Source organism: Marinoscillum furvescens DSM 4134, assembly GCF_003386095.1.
In the GTDB taxonomy this organism is placed as follows: domain Bacteria; phylum Bacteroidota; class Bacteroidia; order Cytophagales; family Cyclobacteriaceae; genus Marinoscillum; species Marinoscillum furvescens.
The window spans coordinates 112256-136296 of the sequence record NZ_QREG01000016.1 but is presented as its reverse complement, the minus strand read 5'-3'; the positions used below and the strand labels follow the sequence as shown (position 1 = coordinate 136296).

The following is a 24041-nucleotide window of genomic DNA, read 5'->3' as shown; positions in this document are numbered from 1 at the left end:
GCGACCAGTTGGTCGCGGATATTTTTATAAAGTGTGCAACATTAACTAAAACACACTCATGAAAATCAGGATAATGACAGGCCTGGTGGTAGTGGTGATGAGCGCTTCCGCTCTCTTCTTCTTAAAAAGAGAAGATAAACTTGAATCAGCTAGAGAAAGGACTGAACACTACGAGCCCAATTGGGAATCTCTCAAAAAGTACGAAACCCCAGAATGGTTTCGAGATGCCAAGCTGGGTATATTTATTCATTGGGGGCCATATAGTGTGCCTGCACATGGGTCTGAGTGGTACCCACGCTGGATGTACCAAGACTCTGTAGTGTGGAGCCCCACAGGGGAGGTAATTAAGAAAGAGCCTTCTTTCGCGCATCAGTATCACCTTAAAAACTATGGACACCCCGATACATTTGGTTACAAAGATTTTATTCCACTCTTCACAGCAGAGCAGTTTGACGCTCAGCAATGGGTGGAGTTGTTTAAACAGGCAGGAGCACGATACATTGTGCCTGTAGCTGAGCATCACGATGCATTTGCCATGTATGATTCTAAAGTCACCCGGTGGAATGCCGTAAACATGGGCCCCAAACGAGATGTGCTCGGTGAACTGATCAAGGCAGGCAAAGCCCAGGGGCTAAAAGTAGGTGCATCGTCACATTTTGCTTTTAACTGGGACTACTTCAATAAAAAATCTGGATTTGATACAAATGACCCGCAATATGCCGGTCTCTACGGTAGAAAACATGAGCCCTATACGCCTGCAGACACCGAATTTTTAGAACTGTGGTGGGCACGCACCAAAGACATCATTGACAACTATCAGCCGGACGTATTATGGTTCGATTTTGTGATAGACAGAGAGGAGTACCGCCCCTATCATCCCAAACTAGCTGCTTACTATTACAACAAGGCCACTGAATGGAACAAAGAGGTAGTACTCCAAAATAAAAATTTTAACGGGTTTGAGTCTTATCCGCCAGGTACCAATGTGCTGGATCTCGAGCGCGGAAAGATGTCTGATATCAGTAAATATCCATGGCAAACGGACACTTCTATTGGGAAAAATTCCTGGTGCTATGTTACGAACTGGAAGTCAAAATCGCCCAACACAATTGTGGATGACCTCATAGATATCGTAAGTAAAAATGGTAACCTACTGCTAAATGTGGGCCCCAAAGCAGACGGCACTATTCCAGCGGATCAGCAGCAGGTTTTGCAAGAGCTGGGGAGATGGCTCCAAAAAAATGGGGAGGCTATCTATGGTACTAGGCCTTGGGTGGTTTTTGGTGAAGGGCCTACTGAAGTGGCTACCGGTCACCATACCGAAAGTAAAAACAAAGAACTTACCTCTCAGGATATTCGGTTTACCACCAAAGACGGTCACCTCTACGCCATAGCTATGGATTATAGTGAAAGTGGTGACTATACCATCACTTCCCTTGGAAGTGAGAGTATGTATTTGGGAGGCAAAAAGATCACAGATGTACAATTGGTGAGCAGTGTCGAAAAGCTTCGATGGGAGCAAACTCCAGAGGGGTTGAATATTCAGACTTCAGCCAAAGGAAACTACGCCTGCGCCTTTAAAGTCATCTTTTAATGCTTGTGATGAGTACACAAAAAACTGTAATATTTTCTTCATAGTGGTTTATTTCAAATAGCCTGTGGCAATTCATGCCATGGGCTATTTTTTTAAAATGGAATGATATGAAAAACCTTTTTCAACTGTTTGTATGCTTAATGGTATCTGTGCTGCATGCGCAGGAAAGTAATCTGATGGATTATAACGGAGGGTTTGAAGCGGGAAATCCCGGTTGGTCTTCCGTAGTGGATGACTGGCATTATAAACGCTGGGGAGATAGTAAAATGAATGTATCGCGTACTGAAGCTGCCGCCAGGTCAGGCGCGTACGGGGTGTCTATAAATATTGAAACCACAGGAGGGAAAGAAGTAGCCGGAATGGCCGGGCTCAGAAGAGAGGTCACGGGTATCAAGACTCAGACAACCTATGAACTCCGGTTTTATGTAAAAGCAGAGCAGGCAGGGAGTCAAGAAATTCTTTTAAGTATAGGAGATTATTTAACCGATCCTGTGGTGTCTATTGCAGATACTGCTATTGTCTATACAGGGGGTGATTGGGAGGAAATTGTATTTCCATTTGCTACAGATGTAGCCGGTACGGACTATAGTCAAATCAGGTTTGACATAGACTTTAGAGCCAATGTAGGAACCTATTTTGTGGATGATTTTGAATTGGTGCAAACTGTGTATAAAGCGCCTCAGGAAATAACCTTCGCTGATCTAGCCAACCGACAAGTAGGGGATGCTGACTTTGAGCTGACTGCCACTGCTTCCTCCGGGCTACAAGTCAGCTATGCCAGCTCCAATACCAATGTGGCTACTATCAATGGTAATGTGGTGTCGATTGTTGGCGATGGGTCCACGCAGATTACGGCCACTCAGGAGGGCGATGAGGAGTATGCACCGGCAGATCCAGTAGTGCGCACGCTCATTGTCACAGACCCCAATAAAGAAGATCAGCAAATCACCTTTCCAGCCATTACTGAAAAGGCCTATGGTGATCCGGCGTTTGAACTGCTGGCAACGGCGAGTTCAGGGTTAACAGTAGAATATGTTGCCCTTACGGAAAATATTTCCATTGAAGGAAGTGAAGTGACTATTACAGGAATAGGAGAAGCTTCCATTAGCGCTCATCAGGCAGGAGATGCCAACTACAATGCCGCTACTCCTGTAGAGCAAACGTTTAGCATTAGCAAGGCACATCAACAGATTGAACTAGGCCAAATTCCAGATCAGGGTGTGAAATCTCGTCCCATTCGAGTAGAAGCATCAGCTTCATCGGGACTTGAGCTAGCACTTGCTGTATCTGGCCCGGCTTCACTGGATGGCAACCAGTTGATATTAGACGGTATAGAAGGCACCGTGACCGTCACAGCCACACAAGCAGGTAATGAGTTTTACCATGAGGCCTCTGCTTCCACCAGCTTTGAGGTGGTGGCTTGCGGTACAGCAGGTGTTACTTGTTTCGAGGGTGTGTTTTATGTGGCTAAGTCAGGGTCTGATGATAACCCCGGCACAGCCGAAGCTCCATTTTTAACAATCCAGCGAGCGGCTGACGAAATGCTGCCCGGTGAGAAGTGTGTGATTGCTGAAGGGACTTACCGTGAGTATGTGAAGCCTGTTTCCGATGGTGTGACCTTTGAGGCAGTAGAGGGAGATGAGGTGGTTATCTCGGCTTTTGAGAGCTACAACGACTGGACTGTGCATACAGGTAAGATTTACAAAACGGAAATTGCTTTTTCGCTTGGAGAGCAAAACTCGGTAATGTTTGATGATCAACTCATGAACCTTGCTCGTTGGCCGAATAAAGAAAGCTTTGATCCTTTTGATCTGCAGTCTGCTAAGGGATTTGGCTCAGCCAGCACCATAGAAAATTCGAGTATTCCTGCTCAGGGGTTTGAAAATGGAGGGGTGGTTTGGTTTTTGGGCAAAAGCCGCTGGACCTCCTGGAGGCGTAAGATCACAAGTAATCCGGCTGGCTCTGTTGGCTTCCAAACCCTTCCTGATGACTGGTTTTTTAATGGGTCTCATAGCCCATCAAACGGAGGAGAGTTCATCCTGTACAACAGTTTTGAGGCGCTAGATACTGATGGAGAGTGGTATGTAAATGGTGCCACCAATGAATTGTTTTTTCAAGCTCCAGGAGGCGTGTCGTTAGAAGGAAAGTCTGTGGAGGTCAGGCAGCGTGTCTCTTGCTTTAACTTACAAGACCGAGATCAGGTGACCATTCGCGGACTGAAACTGAATGGGGGTAACCTACGCATGGAAGGCGCTACGAATTGCCTGATAGAAGATGTGGAAATACTTTATGGAACACACAGTTTGTCTGCAGAGGGCAGTGCTGCAAACCAGTCTTTTCGCCCGGGAATAGCTTCTATTCAGCTTAGTGGCAGCTCTCAAAACAATGTAATCAATCGCTGCAACATTCAATTTGGTTCAGGCAGTGGCGTGATAGTAAATGGTGTAGGCAATGTTGTGCAAAACAGCTACGTAGGCAATTTTGACTACAGTGGTAGCTATGCGGCACCTATCAGGCTCTCAGGCGCTAACAAGATCTTGCACAATGAAATATTCAATGCCGGTCGTGACCTGATCAACGGAGGAGGCAAAGGCGCAGAAATAGCGTATAATGATTTGTATGCTGCTAACCTGATCAATGATGACTGTGGAGCCATTTACATGTGTTGTGGCAATTACGGCAATACGCGCATTCACCACAATTGGATCCATGATATCAGTTCCAGAAATGAGCATTTCAATAGCTATAAAGCCACGGGAATTTACCTGGACAACTCCACAGTAGACGTAGTGGTAGATCATAATGTGCTTTGGAACCTGGAGTGGGCTGGTATTCAGATCAACTGGGCCGGTACAAACCTGCAGATCTACAACAATACGGTGTGGAGTATGGACAGCCCGGAGAGCTCCACCATGGGCAGATGGGTCAATGGTTATGAATTTACCAATGTGCCGGTTTACAATACACTTGCCAACAACAGTGAATACCATGCGACAGACCTGAAAAATAATGTAACCCTTGAGCTCGATGCAGATCCATTTGAAGATTTTGCCAATCGCAATTTTATGCCAAAAGAAGGAATCATGGCTGTAGATGCTGGTATGAGTATCGATGGCATTACAGATAATAGCTCAGGAGAAGCCCCAGATGCTGGTGCATACGAGCGCGGGCAGCCTTATTGGGTGCCTGGCCCAGATTGGCAGCCCTCTGGAGCAGCCCCCAGTGACGATTGTAATGGTGATGCCGGGGGTAGTGCCTACATCGATCGGTGCGGACGATGTGTGGGCGGAAATACAGGACTGGACCCTGCAGAAGGCGAATGCCCCAAGGAGGAAGAGCCAGTGCTCAATTCGAACACTCAGGGTAGTTTGATGGTCTACCCAAACCCAGTCAAGAGTAAGTTGTGGATTTCAGGGGCTATTTCTGGAAAATTTGTCCTGAGAGACCTGACGGGAAAAGCTTTAAAGTCTGGAGCTATTGATTCTTCCTTAGATTTTTCAGACCAGAGTTCGGGAATTTATCTGCTAGATCTGGAAATTCAGGCAGGTACATTACAGTATAAAATTATCAAAGAATAATAAGTAGTGCTGCGTGTTGCCCAGTCTGCCAGTTAAGATTGTTTATGACTAGTAGCCCATTCCCCCTCACACACAAGATTATAAAGTGATAAATACCTGTTCATTACTTCTGCAGAAGCCATTGAACACCAGTATATGATTAGATTTTGGCAGCAAATCCTTGTGAGTCTTTAGTAAGTGGTACCTCCTTTTCTTATTTTTTTAATTTAAAATTCATAATTACACCTGTAAAATGCGTGACGAAAATAGTAATTACGCATTTTATGGGGTGTATTTTGAGTATTTAGCAAAACCCCTTTTTTACGTTGATTAGGCAGGTTTTTTACCGAATGACCTCCCTCGAGAAAAGGAAATACCCCCCTGTACAATAACTGTACTCCCGCTTTTGTAATAAAAATGAACCCCTTCTCCCTTCGAGGGCTCCATAGTTTTGATTTACGTCGATTCCCCCATTAATCGTCATGATTGCAAATCATCAAACTATACTAACATGAAAGAAAACTTACCAGATGTAAAACGAACATCAATTCCGTATGGAAGGATACTGGCATTGATGGTAATGATGCTACTCTGCTATGGTGGTTGGGCTCAGCACATCGTTCAGGGTAGAGTCACGGACGAAAACGGCACCGAAGGGTTACCCGGGGTAGCCATTGTGGTACAGGGTACTGGAGATGGCACTATTACTGATCTTGACGGGAACTTTAAGCTTACAGTTCCTAATGAAAACGTAACGCTTGAATTGAGTTTTATTGGATACAAGAAGCAACTGATAAAACTGAATGGAAGGAGTACAGTAAATGTGACCATGCAGGTCGATGTGCAGGCTCTTGATGAAGTAGTGGTGGTTGGTTTTGGCACACAAAAGAAGCAAAGTGTAGTCGGGTCAATTGCCTCCACTGATGGCAAGAAGGTAACTCAGGCAGGTGGTGTCACGACCGTAAGTGAAGCCCTTGCAGGTTTGATGCCGGGGGTCACTACTCAGCAGAATGCAGGAATTCCTGGTGCTTCTCAATCGAACATACTTATTCGAGGGCTTAGTACCTGGTCTAATAGTTCTCCACTTGTACTGGTAGATGGTATCGAAAGGGATATGAACAATATAGATCCCAATGAAATCAAATCAATTACTGTACTGAAAGATGCATCTGCAACGGCGGTATACGGTTCACGTGCAGGTAATGGGGCAATCATCGTCACTACCAAAAATGGAGTAAAAGGTAGGGTAAAGGTAAACTATACAGCAAATTTTGGCTTCAAAGAGCCTGTAGCCAACGTGGATTACATAGCCTCTATCGGTGAAACGATGAGGGCTTTTAATGAGGCCAGCATGAATGACCGCCAATTCGGACAGATCATTCCAGACTCTGAAATTGCCAGGTGGGAGGACCCAAATAGAAATCCCGATTTATACAGCTACACCACTTGGGTGGATGATTTGATTGGTACAGGTACTGCACAAAGTCACAATATAAACCTTAGCGGGGGTAATGATTTTGTGACGTTTTTCACATCCATCGGCTACAATTATGATGGCGATGTATTTGATATCGACAAGCAGCCAGAGTTTGATCCAAGGACATGGCAAAAGCGCTATAATTTCAGACAGAACATGACCTTCAACCTTACAAAAACCACAAAGGTTGATGTAAAGCTGTCAAATCAAATTACCAACTGGAATGGAAACCCAGGCACTGCCTCGGGAGGAGCTAAAGGGTTTAATGAGAACAATAGCAACCTAACACTGCAAAGACTGTTCAGCTCAGCGGCCATGGTACCGATTCGGTACTCCACGGGAGAATGGACCAGAGAGGAAGGTTCATCTATTCCTACTAACTATCGAGGCTTGTTTGAACGAAGTGGGCAAATATCTAAAAAAGCTGCAAGAACCTGGACAGACTTAATTGTGAGACAGGACTTGAAGGCACTTGTTCCCGGTCTTTCTTTCAACGCAAAATTATCGTACAACAATTACACGCAGTATCAGCAGGCGTTGAACTATAGTCAACTCTATTACATCCGAAACAGAAACAACACTGTCATTAATGAGGAGACAGGAGAGGTGATTGAATTGGGGCTGGAGCCCTTTAATGGCCCGCAGGCGGTTCAGACCCCTCCAGTACTGCAGGGAGAATCGCTTACAAGCTATAGTCAGAGACTTTACTATGAAGGATCTTTTAACTATCAGAGGACTTTTGGCAAGCACAACCTGGGTGGACTGGCCTTGTTTTACAGGCAGGAAGATAGAAATGGTGCAGCCAGCTTTCCTACACACCGTGAAAGTTGGGTAGGACGAGTAACCTATAATTTTGACGAAAGATACTTTTTAGAAGCGAATGGCTCCTATATGGGTAGTGATAAGTTTGCTGCGGGCAAGCGTTTTGGATTCTTTCCATCCATGGCCGCCGGGTGGATACTCACCAATGAGCCATTTATGGAAACCATAAAAGGAGGTTGGCTGGATTTGGTCAAATTTAGATACTCCTATGGTCAGGTAGGAATTGATAAATCATTCCAGGCCTGGAGCTATCGAGCGACGTATACAGAAGATAATCGCGCGTTTTATCATGTGTTTTTTGGGCAGAACAGAGAGGTGCTCGGCGGGAAAATTACCGAGGCCAGAATACCAAACCTGGATGCAACATGGGAAAACAGTACCAAACAAAACATTGGTATTGAGCTTGGTTTCTTTAATAGTCAGCTGACTTTGACCACTGATTTGTTTGACGAAAAAAGAGAAAACCTACAGTTTAAAAGAAGTGAGACATCCAGTGTGCTGGCCGGATATCGAACGGACCCAATAGCCACTAGCGGTAAAACCAAGAATCACGGGATTGAATTTGACTTGCGATGGGAGCAGGTACTAAACTCAGAATTTAGATACTGGGTACGAGGTAACTACAGTTTCTCAGAAAACCGTGTAATTACCCGAGACGACCCTCAGGGCAGACCCGAGTATCAGAAAGAAGCTGGAAAACCAATTGGCGTACAGACCGGGTTGATTGTAGCAGATCATTTAAATAGTTGGGATGATGTTTACAACTCCACCGCATCTAGTTGGGAACCACAGCTTATACCAGGAGATTTTCGGTTTGTCGACTATAATGGTGACGGTATAATTACCGATCTGGACAGAGTGCCCATAGGTGTTGGGTATCAGGCCACTTCTTATGCTTTCTCAGGTGGAATCGTCTTTAAGGGATTTGCTGCTTCGGTAAATTTCACGGGAGTAGATGGTGTCTACAAAAACTTGTCTTTTAACTACCTGTGGTCAGATGAGACCTCTTCTACGTTTGGTTATCAGCTAAACAATACGGAAGCCATGGACAGCTGGACCCCCGACAATCTGGATGCAAAAGCACCTGTCCGACGCATCAACAATAACCATAATAAGGCAAACAGAAATCCTACAACTTACTCCATCCGAGACGCTGATTTCATACGCTTGAGAACAGCCGAGATTTCTTACGAATTGCCGGTTGCCAAATTCAGGTACCTGAGGTTTTTTGACAGATTTCAGGTCTATGTAAACGGTAATAATTTATGGACATGGACAAAGATCCCACCAGAGGTAGATCCTGAGTCTAGAAACCTTCAGGTATATCCCATTTCGAGAAGATATAATGTTGGGACCAGAATTTCATTTTAATACTTACGAAAAGAATGAATCATGAGAGTAAGAAAATATTTATATAAAATACTGATAGTGATGCTGGTCCTCTCCTCTTATTCATGTGAGGAGTATTTGGATGCAGTACCTGAAAACGAGATCACCAAAGATCGAGTGTTTACGAACTACGAGTCTGTAAATAAAGTGCTCGGTGTTACTTACTGGAGTGTACACAATTACATTGCTGGTAGAGATGATTGGAGTGGGCCTGTGGGGGTTTACAGCGACGAATGCCAGCCTGTACACGCTAACGGACCGCACTCTACCAATGCTCATACAGGAAACTGGCTGGACTGGACCTGGAGAGAAATGGGCTTTCAGTACAACGATGGCGGTGGTGGACAGTTGCGACGAAAAGGAGTAACCGTCGGTGGCCTTGCTGTTGTAGGAATACGGCTGGCCAACATTGCCTTGGATGAGTACGAAACCATTCGGGAGATAGAGGAGGTGCCGCAGTTACCCGGAGGCATTACCGGAGACCAGATCAAAGATTACATGGAGGGGGAATTCAGACTTTTAAGAGCCTGGTTTCATTTTGAATTGATTCGTAGATACGGGCCTTTGGTAATTATTGATGTGCCTATGGACCCCAACGAACCATTCCTGGCTGAGCGAGAGCGGTATGATGTGATGACCGACTGGATCGTGTCAGAGCTGGAAACTGCTGCTAATCTGCTGCCGGAAAAATGGACAGGTGATTTTGAAGGAAGAGCTACTAAAACCTCGGCTATGGCGATTAGATCTATGGCTTTGCTATATGCAGCTAGTCCTAATATGAACCTGCTCGACAATGGCGTGGAGGCTTACAATGACGAATACTTGCAGCGTGCAGCGGAAGCCTCTCTGGAGGCCATCCAAACTGCGCAAAACTCAGGCTATTACCGAATGTACCCCTGGTCAGAATATATGGAAAACTGGTGGAGTGACAATGATTTCATTAGTGATGAAGCATTATGGGGACCACCCCAGGAATACTGGGATAACCAGGGGAATGCCAATGTAGTTGGTGCTGGAATGTTTCGTCCGAGGGCCATTCCAGGTGCAGGAGGTTGGGCAGCTCATGCTGCACCTACTCAAAATGCGGTAGACAAGTTTGAGCACATTTATGACAATGGCAATGCCGCCAAAGCCATTGAAGATAGCCCAGAATATGATCCGCAGAATCCTTATGAGGATCGCGACCCCAGGTTCTATGAGTTTATCTGGAAAAATGGAGATGATTACTTCTTCAACAATGATACTAAAGTAGAAGCCTGGGTAGGGGGACCTCAATGGAATAATGCCAACCAACAGGGCAGATGGACCGGTTATTTCACCAGAAAACACCTCTGGAAAGGATGTAATAATGTAGATAATGTAGGGAAGCAAAGACGGATGCCACACATCAGGTTTGTTCAGTTGTATCTAGACTTTGCAGAAGCTGCGAATGAGCTCGTTGGGCCTAATGGAGCCATTAGTCATGCAGGCATGACCATGACTGCCGTAGAAGCCATTAATGTGGTGAGAAATAGGGTAGGAATGCCTGATATTCATGCTGATTATACCGTGAATGCTGATGTGTTCCGCGAGCGAATCAGAAACGAACGTGCCGTTGAGCTTTATCAGGAGATGCACCGTTTTCAGGATTTAAGAAGATGGAGAGCTTTTGATGAGCTACAGCATATTTATTACGCAGTGATTACCAAAGATGGTGACAATTTCACTTACGATAAAGCAGAAATTGAAAATGCCAGACAGTATACGGATAAACATTACTGGTATCCGTTGCCTCAAGCTGAAGTTCAAAATAACCCTAACCTGGCGCAAAGTCCTGGTTGGTAACTAGCGCAAAAAACAATGTATCTTATGAAATTAAAAGAATATATAGTAGCTGCTATTTGCCTCTTTTCTATGGTGGGTAATAGTATAGCTCAAGAGGGCGAAGCAATACAGGAAGTGGTACAACCGGAAGACACTTCTATTGTGGCACCCGAGGAAAAGGTAAGACTTCCTTTCAGTGAAATACCAAAGGACCGTCTTGTAGGGGCGGTTTCTACGATTACAAATAATCAGATTACTACGGCTGATTTAGACGTTAGAAATGCCCTTGTTGGCAGGACTGCAGGATTGAATATGAGAAAGTGGAATTCACGTCCTGGTCTTGATGGTACTACCATGTTGGTACGAGGAAACCATACATTGGGGAATAATGCACCCATGGTGGTGATCGATGGAATTGCCAATCGTGCATTGGAAATGCTCAATTACTATGAAATTGAGTCTATCACAGTGCTAAAGGATGTAACGGCAAAAGCACTGTATGGAGCAGCTGCGGCAAATGGTGTGATCCTAGTGACTACAAAGCGAGGTAAGTCTGGTCAAAAGCTGCAAACATTTAGTGCCGAACATGGTGTGAGAAGACCAACACATCTTCCGGAGTTTTTAAACTCAGCGCAATATGCAGAACTGTATAACGAGTCATTGACCAATAATGGGTTAAATCCGATATATACGCCTCAACAGATCGAGGCTTATCGGAATGCCGGCCCCAATGATTCATTGCCTAACGTTGATTATTATGATCGATACTTAAAAGAGTTTACAACTTTTAAGCGATTCTTTGGTACTTACACCAATTCAACGGATAAGACCAGGTATTTTATTTCTGCAGGTTATGTGAATGAAAATGGACTGGAGGCTGTAGGTCAGGAAACGCAGTATAACCGCTTCAATGTAAGAGGGAATCTTGATTTTGCGATGAATAACTTTCTTTCATTCAAGCTTGATCTGGCATCACGGATAGAGTTGACTACTTCAAACAGACTGACCTACACAGACTGGTCTGGGCTTGGGTTCTTTTCCACATTAAGTACACACCGGCCAAACGAGTATCCGATTTACATTGGAGAAGGTCGGTTAGGGTGGAGTCCCGAGCGATCCACAAATATCGAAGGGGAGCTGTTGAGAGCTGGATACGTAAAAGACGAATTTCGAATTTCTCAAATTAAGACTTCATCCTTGATGGATTTTTCGGCCATTGGAATCAACGGACTAACGTGGGAAAATTCCATTGGAGTAGATTCATACTCTATACTCAGGTATGGGAAACAAGAGCAGTACGCACGATTTGACACCCAGGGAAATCAATATGGTGCCAATGACCCTACATCCAATCAAAACGTAAATGGTAATCAGCTTTACAGGAACTATGGGTTTATTTCCACATTGAATTATGACCTCACAGAAGGCGTGAATGAGTTGAGTATACTGGCCAACTTTAATTTTCAGAACCGTGAGGCAGGTGGACTCAATCAGCCATCGAAGAACCTTAACTATGGAGCTAAAGTTAATTACAGCTTTGACTCGAAGTACGTGGCAGAGGCTACTCTAGCCTATATGGGTACCAATCGGTTGGAAAAAGGTAACAGGTTTCAGATGTTCCCATCAGCCGGAATCGGTTGGGTGGCGAGTAATGAAGGCTTTTTGAAGGCAATTGATGCTATTGATTTTCTTAAAGTAAAAGCCAGCTATGGTCAGATGGGCTATGACTCCAATATACCATTCTTTGGATATAGGACAGCTTACAATTGGGCTGGAGCTATTTTGTTAGGACCAGATCAAGCTACCAACAGCGAAGGAGCATTTGATGTATCTACGTACGGTAATCCAAACCTTGGGTTTGAAGTGGCCACTGAGCTTAACGTGGGAGTGACCTCTACACTATTTGATCACCTCAATTTGGAGTTTAATTACTTTAACGAGTATCGCTCAGACATACCTATGCAGGTTTCTGCAGCCTATCCGGATTATTTAGGCATACAGAATATTCCTACGTTGAATTTTGGCGAAATTAGCAATAGAGGAGTTGAGGTGGACTTGACTTACTTTGGTGATGCGGGAGATATAAACTATTCGCTGGGAGGGTTTTATAGCTATACCAGAGCTGTTTATGAAAAAACCGGAGACATAGTTTCAGAGCCTCACCTTCATAGAGACGGCCAACCAGTTGACCGTATTCTGGGCTATGTGTCTGAAGGGTTTTACACCTCATCAGCCGAGGTAAATGTGATCAGCTCTCTTGGTGGTGATGTGCAGGAGGGTGATCTGAAATACAGAGATGTTACAGGTGATGGTGTTATTAACAGTGACGATCGTGTAGTGATCGGCAATAGCTTGCCCCGTCATTTGTTCGGACTCAACTTTAACGTAAGTTATAAAGGGTTCAACTTGTTTGTGCTGGGCCAGGGGGCAGCAGGATTCAACCGACTGAAAAATGGTCTAAACTCCTATACAGGGCGTGGTGATCAAAAGTATGCGGCGAATGCTTTAAACCGATGGACCCCGGAAAACCCAAATGCCACTCATCCAAGGCTTACCTCTGCCACTGGTTCTGCTCATAGCTATGTGGGCTCTACCTTCTGGATGACGGATGCTTATTATTTCACAATGCGAAATATCGAGTTGAGCTATTCCTTTCCAGAAGCCGTGAGAAGCAAAATAGGAAATGCCTCGGGCCTTCAGATCTTTGTTCGGGGAACAGACTTATTGTCTATTTCTGATGACCCGGATTTCAATGCAGATAATCCATTTGCTGGTCTATCTCAAGGCTTTTTGATGAAGACCGTTTCCCTTGGACTTACTCTTTCATATTAACGAATGAACAGAATGAAAAAGATACTATACATGTCTTTGGCGCTTATCATGCTAAGTGCCTGCGACGAAGAATTTTTCGAACCGAAGTACGACAATGAGCGAACTCTTGAGCAAACGGTAAATGACCCAGCTCGGGTAGAAGGTATGTTGCTGCGGGCATACAGCCTGATGCCAAGCTCGCCTGATGCATACGGAGGATTTTTGGATTGTGCCACGCAAAATGCGGTGACAAATAATTTGACGAATAATTTGAACAAAACACTGGCAGAGCGATGGGAGAGGATCAGTAACCCTGTAGATATAGGTGGATGGACCATTAGCTATCGTGCGATCCAGGCTGTACATAACTTCCTTGAATTGGGGATCGATTCAAACTTCACCTTTTGGAAAGGGAAAAGTGAGTCAGATTCTACGATTAATGCCACCATACGGCAAAGACTCGAAGGTGAATCGTATTTCCTAAGAGGCTATTGGTACTTTAATCTTCTCAAGCGTTTTGCTGGTGTGGATGCATCGGGTGAAATGATGGGAGTACCCTTAATACTGGAAGTGCAGGATGCCAATGATTATGAGTTGCTTGAGCGAAATACCTTTGATGAAGTAGTCAATCAAATTGTCGCTGATCTAAATCAGGCGGCAACTTTATTACCAGAAGCATATACTCCGGGTGATGATTTTGCTTTGGGCTATAACTTCAACTATGGGCGAGCTACCAGTGTGGCTGCCAATGCTTTGCTATCAAGAGTGTATTTATACGCAGGGAGTGCTTTGTATAATGAAGGTAGAGTAGATGAAGACATGATGGCCAAAGCAGCAGATGCTGCTGCAGCTGCACTGGAAGTGTTGGGCACCAGTCTGCCTAATATTTACGATGATGGTGGAGAGGCATTCTATACAGACTCTGAAAATGATGAAGTCATCCTTAGGAAACTGGGTGGAATAAACAATGCAATAGAGCGTAATGAATTTCCACCTACCTATTTAGGTGGAGGCAGAACCAACCCGACGCAAAATCTGGTGGATGCATTTCCATTGGCAAATGGGTACCCTACTGATGATCCATTAAGTGGTTATGATGTAGATCAGCCTTATGCCGGAAGAAATGCCCGGTTCAATGCGACTATTCTTTACGATGGACAGGCTTTCAAAGGCAGCGTTATCGAAACGTTTGTGGATGGAAAAGATTATCCTGGTGGAAGCGACGCAGCAACGGTGAATAATTCTACAAGAACGGGGTATTACCTGAGGAAATGGGTTGCCGCTGCAGCGGATCTAAATACCAACTCCAATGCCCGGCACTACTTCCCGCTGATTAGAAAAGGAGAGTTGATGCTCAACTACGCAGAGGCAGCGCTAGAAGCATATGGTGCTCATAATGACCCCAATGGTCTTGGACTTACAGCCTACCAGGCTCTGGCCGAAATAAGAAGACGCGCGGGCATTTCTAATGACGAATACCTCGCAGTTGCTGCCAACGATGAGTTTACATTAAGGCAGATCATTCGCAATGAAAGAAGGGTAGAGCTTTGCTTTGAAGGACACTACTTCTATGATATCAGAAGATGGGGAGGTGATCTCGAAGACCTCAATGAGACCATCAACAGAATCGTGATCACTAAAGATCAATTGGGAGATAAGTCCTATTCAGTAGAGCCGCTAGTGACGCCACAGTTTGAAGCTCATATGAGGTTTGGTCCCATGCCGTTCAATGAGTCAATCAAGACTCCTACAATTTCACAAAACCAGGGATGGTAATAAATAGAAGGAACATGAAAAAATTACTATATATCACATTGGGAGTTTTATTAGTGAGTATGACTTCCTGTTATGAAGACTTTAAAGAAGACTTTGAAGTAAGTTCATTGTATTTCCCTCACCAAAAACCCCTTCGAACAGTTTTTACTTCAGATACTGATATTGAAGTGGGGATTGTCCTTGGGGGAAAGCGGCACAATGAAGTCACCGAGTTGGCATCATTTTCACTTGCTCCGGATTTGCTTCCAGATGGAGTTTCACTTTTGCCTGGCAGCCATTATACCATGCACGTTGGTGAAGACTCTGTTATTGAAGTGAAGTCTGGGGAGTTTCAAGGACAATTCAGACTGACCTTCACTGATGATTTTTATGTTGACGATTTGTCTTTGGGTAACAACTATGTGTTGCCAATCAAACTGACAGGGTTTACTACTGATCAGGTGCTGGCTGGCAAAGACTATGTTTTATTAATGGTGAAATACATCAATGATTTCCATGGTACCTACTATCAGTTGGGTACTGTGAATGGAAAGGTCTACAAGTATGATGAAGATGCCGGCAGAACCGGACTCACTGATGATCTTCGGATTTATGATGCACTCGAAGTGACTACTAGTGGAGTAAATCAGGTAGTTGTTCCGGCAATTGGTGATGGTACTGAAGTTACAAATTCACTTGAGCTCAATGTAGATCCGGAGAGTTTGGCGCTGAGTGCAGCGCTCGGTACTCCTGATCCAAATGTTCAGATACTGAATTTTAGTGGCAAGGTAGCCAGTAATAAGGCACTGGTATATACCTATTCCTATCAGATAGGTACGGAGGATCCAGTACCTGTCTATGATTCATTGGTGTTTAGAGACAATGGAGTGGTCTTCGAAACATGGTGATGAATTACCAACTAAATAACCTAATAGAAAACCTATGATACAATTTAGAAAACTAAAATATATGACGGTTTTTGGGTTGGCAGTACTGTCACTGTCTTGTGAAGAAGACAAGCCCAAAGATCCGGTCCTAATCAATCAGAGCACTGCTGTTTCAGTGGATAAGTCAGTGGTGGTAGAAGGAGGGAAGGTTCTTTTCAATGACCAGACAGAGGGAGTCGTGAGTAGGCTGTGGAATTTTCCGGGAGGAAATCCTTCAGAGTCTACTGAAGCAGAAGTGGAGGTGACTTACATGACTGCTGGTGATTATGTTTCTACTGTTCAGCTGACATTTGAGGATGGATCCGGTAAAATAGCAAGAGTTCCAGTGGATGTGGTAGGAGCAGTTGTGGCTGATTTCAGCGCAGAACCAACCACCGCTATTATTGATGCTTCGGTGCAGTTTACCGATGCCTCTACTGGCGAAGCGGATACCTGGAAGTGGATATTTGAAGGTGGTACGCCTTCCACTTCCGCAGACCAAAACCCGGAAGTTACATATGCCGCAGAAGGGGTTTATGATGTTACGTTGATCGCAACGCGCAGCGATGTTTCATCAGTGGATACTCTGGTGATGGAAGATTACATCACTGTCAATTCACTGGATGAGGCGATTATTAGTTTTACAGCCGATGAAACTACCATCGATGCAGGTGGTAGCGTTACCTACACCAACACCACTACTGGAGCGGATACCTACCAGTGGACCTTTGAAGGCGGTACGCCAGCCACTTCAGTAGAGGCCAACCCAGTAGTCACTTACAATGAGCCTGGTGTTTACGATGTAAGCCTGGTTGCGGTCAATGCCGGAGGCGCGGCTGATACAGTAGTTGTTGACTATATCATCGTCAGAGAACTTCAGCCAGCCAGTGTCATCAATGATAATGGTAATTTCGAACGTTTCGAACTGGATGGTGATCGATTGACTATTGATCCATGGAGGGAGTTTGTTTTTGCGGCAGATGGGGCAGATGGTAAGGTGTTGATTGAGTTTAATGGGAAGTCATATGCCGGAGGTGGTGGTACCTTCGATCTCGACGAATCGGTGACTGCCGAGACATCCTATTCAGGCAATGCGCATTATCGATTAATTCAGGCCGCGGGTGATGCTACAGACCCTAGAATAGATAATAATCCTGCAGACAATGCCATTCAGTTGGAGGTAGGTAAAACCTACAGGGTGTCCATGATGATCAAAGTATTGTCGAGTGGAAGCTGGACGCATCCTACGGAAGGAGATAAAGGACCTGCGATGATTCAGAACTTTGGGCAGGCACTTAACAATTGGTCCGGCCTTACAGCACCAGTCCGACTTGATAGTTTCACACCAAACCAATGGGTAGAACACACCTATACTTTCGAGTGTACGCACATTGGAAATGCGGCAGTTGCCTTTCCTGTATTGAGGGTAAGGGGTGAATGCGACATTCTTTTGGATAATGTATACCTCACCGAAGAACCTTAATAAAAGAATGGGATATCGGTAGTCCTTAGGGGCTGCCGGTGCCCTTTTTTGGTGAAATCATTAATCGAATTGGACCTTTAAAAAAGAAATCATGAAATGAGCATAAACTTTAGGCATCCTAATTTATACCAACCGAAGGATGAATAAAGTTTATCGCGAATTCCATGTGACCGTTGAAATAAACTTATACACATGAAAATATTTAGACATATTCTACCAGTGCTACTGTTAGGTGGGGCGGCTATCTTTTATGGATGTACTGAAGATAATGAGCCCGAGATCCTGGCAGGTGAGCTAGACGTTTTTGCCAACGCCACAGAAATCACCATTGGAGAATCCGTGACATTTACAGACGCTTCTACGGAAGCAGAAAGCAGAGTCTGGACATTCGAAGGTGGCAATCCAGCTACTTCAACGAATAGAACTGTTACTGTTAAGTATGGCAGTACCGGGAGTTTTACAGCTTCAGTGGAGGTGACTTTTAGAAATGGAGAAAAGAAGCGTGAAGAAATAACCATTCAAGTTTCTGCTGAACCCGTGGAGGTGCAAGCTGCTTTTAGTGCAGATTTGACTACTATCCCGGAAGGTGGACAGGTTGTATTTACGGATGAATCTATCGGTCTAAGGGAAGGAGATACCTGGGAGTGGACTTTTGAAGGTGGTACTCCCGCAAGTTCAACTATTCGAAATCCTACCGTAACATACGATAGATTTGGAAATTATGATGTGACCCTCAAAGTCACCAGGGCTTCTGATTCCGGCAATGATACTAAAGTGAAATCAGAAATGATCACTGTTCAGCAAGAGGCTGTAGAGGCATCTTTTACTACAAGTGCAACGACCATTAATCAGGGAATGACCGTTACTTTCACAAATACATCAGCCAATAGCCCTGATAGTTTTGTTTGGACTTTTGAAGGAGGAACACCTGCAACGTCTACCGATGAAAATCCTGTAATTACATATAACACTCCCGGAGTTTTTGATGTGACTCTAGTGGCTACCAGGACTCAAGACGGAAATTCGGACACGGAAACGCTGAATGATGTAATTGTAGTGGAGGAGGTGTCGAATCAAATTTTGGGACAGGCCGGGACCGAATGGGATTTTGAATCAGGCACGGGCTGGACGATTGTGCAGGGTGTTGATGCCGAAAATGTAACGTTTATCTCCGCTGATGGAGGAGGCGAAAGTGTCATGAGAGTTAAGGTTCCTCAAGGTGGCGATATGGCCTCAGGAGCAGTAATTAGCTCCAATAAAATCAGCTCAATACCAGCAGGTGACTACAATCTAAAAATTCGATTTAGAAATACACTGGGTGGTTCAGAAGCCGATGGAGGTCCATTAGAGATGCGTTGCTATATTCAGGATCATGCGGTATTTACACAAGGACCGGGAAGTGATGCTGAGACTGCACAGCAGGTTCTTGGGGTTTTTAAGTTGGGAGGAAAGTTCTCTTCAAACCTGACAACCTGGTCTCATTCTGAATTTACAGATACGGATGATGATGGAAATTTTGCAGATACTGATGAATGGGTAGAGGTCTCCTTCAAACTTACAGTTCTTGAAGAGCTCGTAGATCGTGCCTTTAAGTTTCAGATACGTATTGGAGCAGCACAAGCCTCAGATTCAGATGCTGCTTTCGAAATAGATTATGTTGACTGGCAGCCAATACAGTAGTCTAGAATGATTTTAACACGCATGTTTCGGCATGCGTGTTTTTTTTTGGCTGAAGTGAAACACACCTCCTTATTATATCTTTTTAAGGAGTACCATATCTGCGCAATGGGTTTCCATCAATAGTCTCCACTATTCTTAATTAGTTTGAGGTAATTCAAACATCGATATGAAATCTTTTGCATTTAGTTGTTTTATCATCTTTGGCCTGATACAATTGAGTTTTGCTCAGGACACCTCCAACCCAAATTTTGTCTTCATACTGACTGATGATCAGTCTTATGGCTATATGGGGTGTACAGGCAATCCCATAGTAAAAACTCCAAACCTGGATAAGCTGGCTGAGGAAGGTATATTGTTTACCAATGCCCATGTAACCAGCGCTATTTGCACACCCAGCAGAGCGAGCATCTTACTTAGTGAGTTTGAGCGAAAGCACGGTATCAACTTCAACTCAGGTACTAGCATGCGCGTAAATGCCTGGGAAGATAGTTACCCGATGGTGATGCGCAGAAACGGTTACTATACCGGCTGGATTGGTAAAAACCACGTGCCCGTAGGTGAGGGAGGCTATACCAGTGGGGTGATGGAAAAAAGCTTTGACTACTGGTATGCAGGGCATGGTCATTTGCGTTTTTATCCCAAACAACATCATGAGATATTTCGTGCGGCCAAATCCGACACGCAAGCAGAAATCATTAGTGAGGGTGTAAGTGACTTTCTATCCAATGAGCAAAAACTGGAGGGGTCAATAAAATTCCTCAATGAGCGACCTAAAAACCAGCCCTTTATGCTTTCAGTGTGTTTCAACTTACCACATGGTGCGGGCACCAGCTCTATGAAACAAAAACCCACTGACGATGAAATCTATAAATCGCTCTACCGTGATCAGGACCTGCCACTACCTACCAACTATGTGGCCAAAGCCGATATAGTGACCCCAAAACTACCGCCGAAGATTCACCATGTAGCAGACCGACAGACTGGTTATGACTATGTAGATACTCCTGAGGATACACGTGAGCGCTATACGCGTCAGCTACAGGCCATGACTGGAATAGACCGGATGGTAGGGCAGCTTCGGCAGACTTTAAAGGATCAGGGGTTGGATAAAAATACGGTTATCATTTTCACTTCTGACCATGGGCTATTTATGGGGCAACATGGCCTGGGCGGAAAGGCTTTTTGCTATGAAACTACCACGCATGTACCTATGATTGTATATGATCCCAAAGCTAGAAGATCGAGCCGCAGACGAAAAATAGATGCTCTGGTGCAGTCTATAGATGTGGCACCCACTATGCTAGAAATGGCAGACATTCCTATTCCCGATTCCTATCAGGGAAAAAGCCTGGTGCCATTAATGACCGGCCAGAGCAAGGCTGTCAGGGACTATTTATTTACCGAAAACCTTTGGTCTACCCAGTTTGGAAACCCTCGCTGCGAGTCAGTACAGGATCTGCAGTGGAAATACATCAGGTACTACAAAAACAACAATTTTTCGGCTCGCAAGAAAATAGCTACCGCCAAAGCTCTGGGTGTTCCTGTGAATGCAATGCTGTATAAAGTGCACGATCCGGATATTGCTATCTATAGATCCTATATAGAAGGGCCGCTTCAGGGAGAAGAGCCAGTATACGAGGAGCTTTATCATCTGGCCGATGACCCGGAAGAGTCAACCAACTTGATAGGAGACCAACGCTACACTGAACAGTATAATCGCCTGAAAGCTGCGTGGAAGCAATCAATAATAGCCGCCCGAGGCTCTGAAGCGCCAAGAGTACTCCGCTATACCTCAGACAGTGAGGCCGAACGTGGCGTGGCTATAGAACCTAAGTAATCATACAATGAGAAAGCTACTGACCCTTGCGTTACTGGTTTTTTTCCTGGCCTGCCTGATGGTAGGCGGGTTAGACAGTGATGATGAATCAGAAATAAACATTCGAGTAGAAACAATAGCTAAATGCAACGAAGTATAACGGTCATATTTTGCTTGTTTATTCTTAATTGGATCCAGGCACAGCCAAATATTCTCTTCATCGAATCTGACGACCAGAGCAATCAGGCATTGCAGGCATTTGGGTATCCCAATATGGTTACTCCTAATCTGGATCAGTTAGTGAAAGAGGGCGTTTCGTTTACTGCAGCATACAATATGGGGTGTTGGTCCCCGGCAGTGTGTGTGCCGAGCCGCACGATGCTTTTTTATGGAAAGTACCTTTGGGACTCCCAAAAAATCAATAAGAAAAACGCTCCCAGATCAATGCCTGAGGTGCTCAAGGAGAATGGCTATGCTACTTATATGACCGGAAAATGGCATGCCTGGGGAAAGCCCGTGGTTCAGTTGTTTGATAATGTGGGAAGTGTACAGCCTGGGCAGCTCAAGAGCTACTATACAGAAGATGGACATGTGACGGACATTACCGGACAGGAGGCCGTAAGCTTTATTGAGAACTATGATTCGGAAAACCCATACTTTCTCTATGTGGCATTCAACGCTCCGCACGTGCCCCGGCAAACAAATGAGGATTACTATGACCTGTATCCTGAAGATGAAATCCCGCTGCCTCCCAGTGTAAGGCCTGGTCCACTCAATCCAAATGTGGCTTACAACTACACGAATGCGCCGATGAGCTTGCAATCGATGAAAAAACGAAGGCAACAAAACAATGCAATGGTGACCCACATGGATGAGCGGATAGGTGACATCATAAAGGCTCTTAAGGCATCTGGTGATTACGAAAACACCATCATCGTGTTTATGTCTGATCATGGGATCAGTTTTGGTGAAAATGGAGTGGCCGGCAAAGTGTGCTTGTATGAGCCAAGTGTGACGGCCCCACTGGTCATCAAGGCTCCAGGACTTCCTGAGGGCAAACAATTGGGCGATCGGGTTTACTTACAGGATGTTTACCCGACACTTCTGGAGCTGCTGGGGATTCGTCAGCCAGAATACCTGGTATTTGAGAGCTTGCTACCGGTGATCAAAACGGGGCAAAACTCAAGGAAAAGTATCTACCTGGCCATGTTTGATGACCAGCGTGCAATTATTTCTGGAGATGACAAGCTCATCTGGCACCCAAAATCTGGCGACCTGGAGTTGTACGATTTGGGTCGTGATCCCTGGGAAACGACTAACCTCATAGAGCGTAAAGCTGCTCAGCAAAAAATAGAATCGCTGGTATCCCAATTTCAGACCTGGCAGCAGCAAACTGGCGATCAACTCACCCTAAGCCCATCATTAGAAAAATACCTCAGATAAAATGAATAAAAAATCAACCATAAAACGTGCATTATTGCTTCTCATAATGTTTTCAAGTGTGATAGCCTATTCACAAAGCAGGAAACCCAACGTATTAATCATACTTTCCGATGATCAGGGGTGGGGCGATGTAGGATTCAACGGCTGTACGGATATACCTACACCCCATCTGGATGCGCTGGCCCATGATGGTGTCATTTTTACGCAGGGATACGCTTCGCATCCGTATTGTAGCCCAAGCAGAGCTGGCCTGTTGTCAGGTAGATATCAGCAGCGCTTTGGGCATGAAAACAACCTGCCGTACAATGATGCGCAGGTGGATGACGGCCTTCCTGTGGAGGAGTTGTTGATTTCGGAGCTTTTGCAGCAAAACGACTACCAGACTTGCGCCATTGGAAAATGGCACCTGGGTGACTCAGCTCAGTTCTGGCCGATCAGTCAGGGCTTTGATGACTGGTTTGGGTTCATCGGTGGAGGCCTCAGCTACTGGGGTGACACTGGCAAGAAAGGAGCGATTCATGGTGTGCAGCGAAACGGTCAGTTGGTCCCTCAGGAGGAATTGACTTACCTCACTGATGATTTTTCCAGAGAAGCAGTAAACTACATTGACGGTTATGCGAAAAAGGACGATCCTTTTTTTATGTACCTGGCATATAATGCACCACACTCGCCATTGCATGCTACCAGGAAGTATTTGAAGCAAACCGAGCATATAGAAGATGGGCAACGTGCTGTATATGCAGCGATGGTACGCGCTATGGACGAGGGCATAGGGCAAGTGATCCAGAAACTCAAAGAAACGGGTCAGTATGACAACACGCTTATTTTCTTCTATAGCGACAATGGTGCTGCACTCAATGGTGCCAGCAGTCACCCTTTCAGGGGGCATAAAGGGATGCTGTTTGAAGGGGGCATTCGCGTGCCATTTGCTATCAGCTGGCCGGCGGCCATTACTGCCGGGCAGGTGTATGACCATCCTATATCAGCGCTGGATATCTACCCAACTATTTTGGCGGCAGCCCAAGTGAAGCACCCGGAGCCAAAAAAGCTGGACGGAGTGAGCCTTTTACCCTATCTAACCGGTAAAAAAGGAGGGGCGCCACATGAAAACCTGTATTGGAGGTACTCTGACGGAGCGGGCTATGCTGTGAGGTCTGGGGATTTTAAGTTGGTAAAATCCGGCTATAAAGATGCCAGGCTGCTCTTTGACCTGTCGCAAGATCCCTATGAGCAAAACAACCTCGTTGAAGAGATGCCTGAGAAGGTATCTGAGTTGGAGCAGCTTTATGCTAGCTGGAATGAAAATACCGTACCTGCCAAGTGGTATGATCCTCACGCCGAAAATGTGAAAAAGGAAGAGCAAAAGCGTCAAGAGTGGATAGACCGGGCGAGTAGAGGGGAAAAGTGAATTTAACTCTGTGAAGCAGGGGGTGTGCCTAAATCCCAACCTTAAATTAAAATCCTAACCACAAGAAAGAAATGGCT

13 protein-coding genes are annotated in these 24041 nt (G+C 45.0%); all 13 read left to right on the top strand.

The genetic code is table 11. From position 1 onward, the window contains the following. Positions 1 to 58: 58 nt before the first annotated feature. The 13 genes from C7460_RS16240 to C7460_RS16185 all read left to right on the top strand — a co-directional run bounded on the left by C7460_RS16240 (position 59) and on the right by C7460_RS16185 (position 23964). A complete protein-coding gene (locus tag C7460_RS16240; protein ID WP_245986407.1) occupies positions 59 to 1594 on the top strand; it encodes an alpha-L-fucosidase in 1536 nt (511 codons plus the stop codon). Positions 1595 to 1701: 107 nt separating this feature from the next. Beyond that, complete coding sequence (locus tag C7460_RS16235; RefSeq protein WP_170148048.1) at positions 1702 to 5172, top strand: carbohydrate binding domain-containing protein; 3471 nt, start codon at positions 1702 to 1704, stop codon at positions 5170 to 5172. A 490-nt stretch (positions 5173 to 5662) separates the two neighbouring features. Then, complete coding sequence (locus C7460_RS16230) at positions 5663 to 8821, top strand: SusC/RagA family TonB-linked outer membrane protein (protein ID WP_115869180.1); 3159 nt, start codon at positions 5663 to 5665, stop codon at positions 8819 to 8821. A 21-nt stretch (positions 8822 to 8842) separates the two neighbouring features. Further along, positions 8843 to 10663, top strand: a complete 1821-nt coding sequence (locus C7460_RS16225) for a RagB/SusD family nutrient uptake outer membrane protein (RefSeq protein ID WP_115869179.1) — start codon at positions 8843 to 8845, stop codon at positions 10661 to 10663. Positions 10664 to 10687: 24 nt separating this feature from the next. After that, positions 10688 to 13474, top strand: a complete 2787-nt coding sequence (locus C7460_RS16220; protein WP_170148047.1) for a SusC/RagA family TonB-linked outer membrane protein — start codon at positions 10688 to 10690, stop codon at positions 13472 to 13474. Positions 13475 to 13486: 12 nt separating this feature from the next. Then, the gene (locus C7460_RS16215; RefSeq protein ID WP_170148046.1) at positions 13487 to 15229 is read left to right on the top strand and encodes a RagB/SusD family nutrient uptake outer membrane protein; all 1743 of its coding nucleotides are present in this window, start codon (positions 13487 to 13489) and stop codon (positions 15227 to 15229) included. A gap of 14 nt (positions 15230 to 15243) precedes the next feature. Then, positions 15244 to 16116 (top strand): DUF1735 domain-containing protein, encoded by an 873-nt coding sequence (locus C7460_RS16210; RefSeq protein ID WP_170148045.1) that lies wholly within the window; start codon positions 15244 to 15246, stop codon positions 16114 to 16116. Between the two features lie 34 nt (positions 16117 to 16150). Beyond that, a complete protein-coding gene (locus C7460_RS16205; RefSeq protein WP_115869175.1) occupies positions 16151 to 17617 on the top strand; it encodes a PKD domain-containing protein in 1467 nt (488 codons plus the stop codon). Between the two features lie 192 nt (positions 17618 to 17809). Next, a complete protein-coding gene (locus tag C7460_RS16200) occupies positions 17810 to 19297 on the top strand; it encodes a PKD domain-containing protein (RefSeq protein WP_115869174.1) in 1488 nt (495 codons plus the stop codon). A 166-nt stretch (positions 19298 to 19463) separates the two neighbouring features. Next, on the top strand, positions 19464 to 21134 hold the full coding sequence (locus C7460_RS16195; protein WP_115869173.1) for a sulfatase-like hydrolase/transferase: 1671 nt from the start codon (positions 19464 to 19466) through the stop codon (positions 21132 to 21134). A 7-nt stretch (positions 21135 to 21141) separates the two neighbouring features. Further along, positions 21142 to 21273: a hypothetical protein gene (locus C7460_RS24410; protein WP_262511857.1), complete on the top strand. Its 132-nt coding sequence runs from the start codon at positions 21142 to 21144 to the stop codon at positions 21271 to 21273. Next, positions 21258 to 22556, top strand: a complete 1299-nt coding sequence (locus C7460_RS16190) for a sulfatase-like hydrolase/transferase (protein ID WP_115869172.1) — start codon at positions 21258 to 21260, stop codon at positions 22554 to 22556. The genes C7460_RS24410 and C7460_RS16190 overlap by 16 nt, the downstream gene beginning before the upstream one ends. A 1-nt stretch (position 22557) precedes the next feature. Further along, a complete protein-coding gene (locus C7460_RS16185; protein WP_115869171.1) occupies positions 22558 to 23964 on the top strand; it encodes a sulfatase family protein in 1407 nt (468 codons plus the stop codon). The last annotated feature ends 77 nt before the right edge of the window (positions 23965 to 24041 follow it).

What these genes read in the sequence shown, in the direction of transcription:
- C7460_RS16240 (WP_245986407.1), top strand. Translation starts at nt 59, where the DNA reads ATGAAAATCAGGATAATGACAGGCCTGGTGGTAGTGGTGATGAGCGCT.
- C7460_RS16235 (WP_170148048.1), top strand. Translation starts at nt 1,702, where the DNA reads ATGAAAAACCTTTTTCAACTGTTTGTATGCTTAATGGTATCTGTGCTG.
- C7460_RS16230 (WP_115869180.1), top strand. Translation starts at nt 5,663, where the DNA reads ATGAAAGAAAACTTACCAGATGTAAAACGAACATCAATTCCGTATGGA.
- C7460_RS16225 (WP_115869179.1), top strand. Translation starts at nt 8,843, where the DNA reads ATGAGAGTAAGAAAATATTTATATAAAATACTGATAGTGATGCTGGTC.
- C7460_RS16220 (WP_170148047.1), top strand. Translation starts at nt 10,688, where the DNA reads ATGAAATTAAAAGAATATATAGTAGCTGCTATTTGCCTCTTTTCTATG.
- C7460_RS16215 (WP_170148046.1), top strand. Translation starts at nt 13,487, where the DNA reads ATGAAAAAGATACTATACATGTCTTTGGCGCTTATCATGCTAAGTGCC.
- C7460_RS16210 (WP_170148045.1), top strand. Translation starts at nt 15,244, where the DNA reads ATGAAAAAATTACTATATATCACATTGGGAGTTTTATTAGTGAGTATG.
- C7460_RS16205 (WP_115869175.1), top strand. Translation starts at nt 16,151, where the DNA reads ATGATACAATTTAGAAAACTAAAATATATGACGGTTTTTGGGTTGGCA.
- C7460_RS16200 (WP_115869174.1), top strand. Translation starts at nt 17,810, where the DNA reads ATGAAAATATTTAGACATATTCTACCAGTGCTACTGTTAGGTGGGGCG.
- C7460_RS16195 (WP_115869173.1), top strand. Translation starts at nt 19,464, where the DNA reads ATGAAATCTTTTGCATTTAGTTGTTTTATCATCTTTGGCCTGATACAA.
- C7460_RS24410 (WP_262511857.1), top strand. Translation starts at nt 21,142, where the DNA reads ATGAGAAAGCTACTGACCCTTGCGTTACTGGTTTTTTTCCTGGCCTGC.
- C7460_RS16190 (WP_115869172.1), top strand. Translation starts at nt 21,258, where the DNA reads ATGCAACGAAGTATAACGGTCATATTTTGCTTGTTTATTCTTAATTGG.
- C7460_RS16185 (WP_115869171.1), top strand. Translation starts at nt 22,558, where the DNA reads ATGAATAAAAAATCAACCATAAAACGTGCATTATTGCTTCTCATAATG.